General features: G+C 35.3%; 3 protein-coding genes. 1 reads left to right on the forward strand and 2 read right to left on the reverse strand.

Features of this window, described 5'->3' with window-relative positions:
• Positions 1-369 (reverse strand): MarR family transcriptional regulator (locus AC1DTM_RS20410; protein WP_477000743.1); only part of this gene is annotated, 369 nt, incomplete at its 3' end.
• A gap of 48 nt (positions 370-417) precedes the next feature.
• A complete protein-coding gene (locus AC1DTM_RS20415) occupies positions 418-1,197 on the reverse strand; it encodes a GDSL-type esterase/lipase family protein (RefSeq protein ID WP_016106108.1) in 780 nt (259 codons plus the stop codon).
• 271 nt (positions 1,198-1,468) lie between these two features.
• Between AC1DTM_RS20415 and cpdB the strand changes: the two genes are divergently transcribed.
• Positions 1,469-3,582, forward strand: a 2,114-nt coding sequence (cpdB, locus tag AC1DTM_RS20420) for a bifunctional 2',3'-cyclic-nucleotide 2'-phosphodiesterase/3'-nucleotidase (RefSeq protein WP_477000744.1), incomplete at its 3' end; no start/stop codon positions are given.

A 3,582-nucleotide genomic window follows, 5' to 3' on the forward strand; every position in this document is an offset into this window, starting at 1 on the left:
GTCTAAAATGAATTGCTGATACTGATTTACTAGCAATTTCCCTTCAGTTGTTAGGGAAATTAAAATGACCCGTCGATCTTTTTCGCTATAATGACGCTCTATTAGTTCTTCTTGAATAAGTTTGTTTAATAGAGGGGTCATGTTAGGCCGTGAAATCGCTAGCCGCTTGCCAATTTCTGAAACTGCTAATGTACCATTTTCATGCAAAAGCAGTAACACTTGCGTATGTGATGGCGGCATATGTCTTTGAGAAGAAAACTCTCCAGGAAGCATAAATTTGCGATAAAAAAGAGGCACTAGCGAAAGAAGATGATCAACAATACGTTCCCACTCGCGTGATTCCATATAACGGCCCCCTTCCACTATCATTGTAACAAAAAAGACAAGGTATAAAAATAGAATTGTTTCATGGTAGCCTTAATATTTGTAGGATAACACTTGCTTTGTAAATGTATTGGCAATAATCGTATAACCGTTATCATTTGGGTGTACTTGGTCAAATAGTAACTCTTTTTTATCATTCGATATTAATTTGCGAATTGGTAAAACGATCGACGGTTGATGTGCTTTTGAAATAGAATAAATAGAATCATTCCAACCGTCTAAAAACATATCTGCATAACTTGCGATGGAGTCATCTAGTTGTAAAGGGTTATAGAGTTCAGAGAGAATGAGTAAAGCATTCGGATTTTGATCTCGAACGGTCTTTACAATATTTTTTACATCCGTTTCAAAACGGGCTTTTTCTTTATTTAACATTTTAATACCATCTATAACACCTACATCACGATTTAAGCGGAATAAATTATTTCCTCCAATACTAATAGTAATGATATTTGCTTCCCTAATTTTTTGTTGAACTTCTTCTGACTGGACTTTCTTAACGAGACGATCTGTAGTGAGACCATTTACACCGAGGTTTTCTACCGTAATTGGTTTATGAATTTGTCCTTCTAATTGTCTAGAAGCTAATTCGGCAAATCCCCCTTGTGTAGAGCCATATCCTTTTGCAAGTGAATCACCTAATACGAGGTGATAAAAAGAGTCACTCGTTTGCTTATCAATCCAACCCGGAGCAGATGTTTTTTCTGCTTTTCCTTCAGTTTCTTTTTGTTCTATTTCATCGTTCCTTTCAAAATTAGAACAAGAAATGATTAGAAGGAGGAGACAAACAATTGTTAAGATGACTTTTTTCATAAATTCATCCTCCTTGTAATTGGTAATTGTATCATATTCAGCAGTATAAGCAATGTAAGGGCATAGTATATATTTATGAAAAATTCACAATAACTTTACAGAAAATTTGTAGAAGTATGTCAAAAAATATTGACGGTATGAAAGAACTTTAGATATGATAATGTCAGATAAGGTGAAAATCATCGCTCTAATAGAAGAAAAAGGTATGTGATTAGGGACTGATAGAGATTCATTTCATTATTTTGGGGTAATTGTATAAGGGGGATTTTTTGTGAAAAAGTCAAAAAAAATGCTAGCTGGAGCAACACTTGCAATTGGCGTTATAGCACCGCAAGTGCTGCCAACAACAGTTCATGCGGAGGAAAAAGCTGGGGAGAGTACAGTTAACTTACGAATTTTAGAAACATCGGATATTCATGTTAACTTAATGAATTACGATTATTATCAAACGAAAACAGATAATAAAGTAGGTCTCGTGCAAACGGCAACGCTTGTTAATAAAGCGCGTGAAGAGGCGAAGAACTCTGTCTTATTTGATGATGGGGATGCATTACAAGGAACGCCGCTTGGGGATTATGTGGCGAATAAAATCAATGATCCGAAGAATCCTGTTGATCCTAGTTATGTACATCCATTATATCGTTTAATGAATTTAATGAAGTATGACGTCATCTCTCTTGGAAATCATGAATTTAACTATGGTTTAGACTATTTAAACAAAGTGATTAGTAAAACGGCATTCCCGGTTATTAACTCGAATGTTTATAAAGATGATCATGATAATATTGAAGAGAATGACCAAAATTACTTTAAACCATATCATATTATTGAAAAAGAAGTAGAAGATGAATCAGGTCAAAAACAAAAGGTGAAAATTGGTGTAATGGGATTTGTTCCACCTCAAGTTATGAACTGGGATAAAGCAAATTTAGAAGGAAAAGTAAAAGCGAAAGATATTGTTGAAACAGCGAAGAAAATGGTTCCAAAAATGAAAGCAGAAGGTGCAGACGTTATCGTTGCACTAGCACATTCAGGTGTTGATAAGAGTGGATACAACGTTGGAATGGAAAACGCATCGTTTTATTTAACTAAAGTTCCTGATGTTGATGCAGTATTAATGGGACATTCACATACTGAAGTGAAGGATGTATTTAATGGTGTTCCAGTTGTAATGCCTGGTGTTTTTGGTAGTAACTTAGGTATTATTGATATGCAATTGAAAAAGGTAAACGGAAAATGGGAAGTACAAAAAGATCAGTCTAAGCCACAACTTCGTCCGATTGCTGATAGTAAAGGTAACCCATTAGTACAATCTGATGAAAAACTAGTTAATGAAATTAAAGATGATCATAAAGCGACAATCGATTATGTAAATACAGCTGTAGGTAAAACGACAGCACCAATTAATAGTTATTTTTCATTAGTACAAGATGATCCTTCCGTACAACTTGTGACGAATGCACAAAAATGGTATGTAGAAAAGTTATTCGCTGAAAACGGACAATATAGTAAATATAAAGGAATTCCGGTATTATCCGCAGGAGCACCATTTAAAGCAGGTGGCCGAAACGGTGCTACATATTATACGGATATTCCAGCAGGGACGTTAGCAATTAAAAACGTAGCGGATTTATATGTATATCCAAATACATTATATGCTGTAAAAGTAAGCGGGGCACAAGTGAAAGAATGGCTTGAAATGTCTGCTGGTCAATTTAATCAAATTGATTCAAAGAAAACAGAAGAACAGCCACTAGTAAATATAGGTTATCCTACATATAATTTTGATGTTTTAGATGGCTTAAAATACGAAATTGACGTAACGCAACCAGCGAAATACGATAAAGATGGCAAAGTTGTAAATGAAAATACGAATCGTATTGTAAATATGACGTATGAAGGTAAGCCTGTAGCTGACAATCAAGAGTTCATTGTAGCTACAAATAACTATCGCGGAAGTAGCCAAACGTTCCCTGGTGTAAGTAAAGGCGAAGTTGTATACCAATCGCAAGATGAAACACGTCAGATTATTGTGAAGTACATGCAAGAAACACCAGTTATTAATCCAGCAGCAGATCAAAATTGGGCGTTTAAACCGATTATTGCAGATAAATTAAATACAACATTTGATTCTTCACCAAATGCACAAAAATATATAAAGAAAGATGGAAAAATAWCATATGTTGGACCATCTGAAAATGAATTCGCTAAATATGCAATTGATATAACGAAGAAGAACGACGGTGATAAGGAAACTGGTGGAGAGAATCCAACGACACCGCCAACAGGTGATGGCAATAATGGAGAGAATCCAACGACACCACCAACAGGTGATGGCAATAATGGGGAGAATCCAACGGCACCGCCAACAGATGAAGGTAATAA

This window comes from Bacillus sp. P4_D3 (assembly GCF_056401855.1).

Excerpts from the sequence above, each read along its gene's own strand:
- AC1DTM_RS20415 (WP_016106108.1), bottom strand. The coding sequence starts at position 1,197 with ATGAAAAAAGTCATCTTAACAATTGTTTGTCTCCTCCTTCTAATCATT.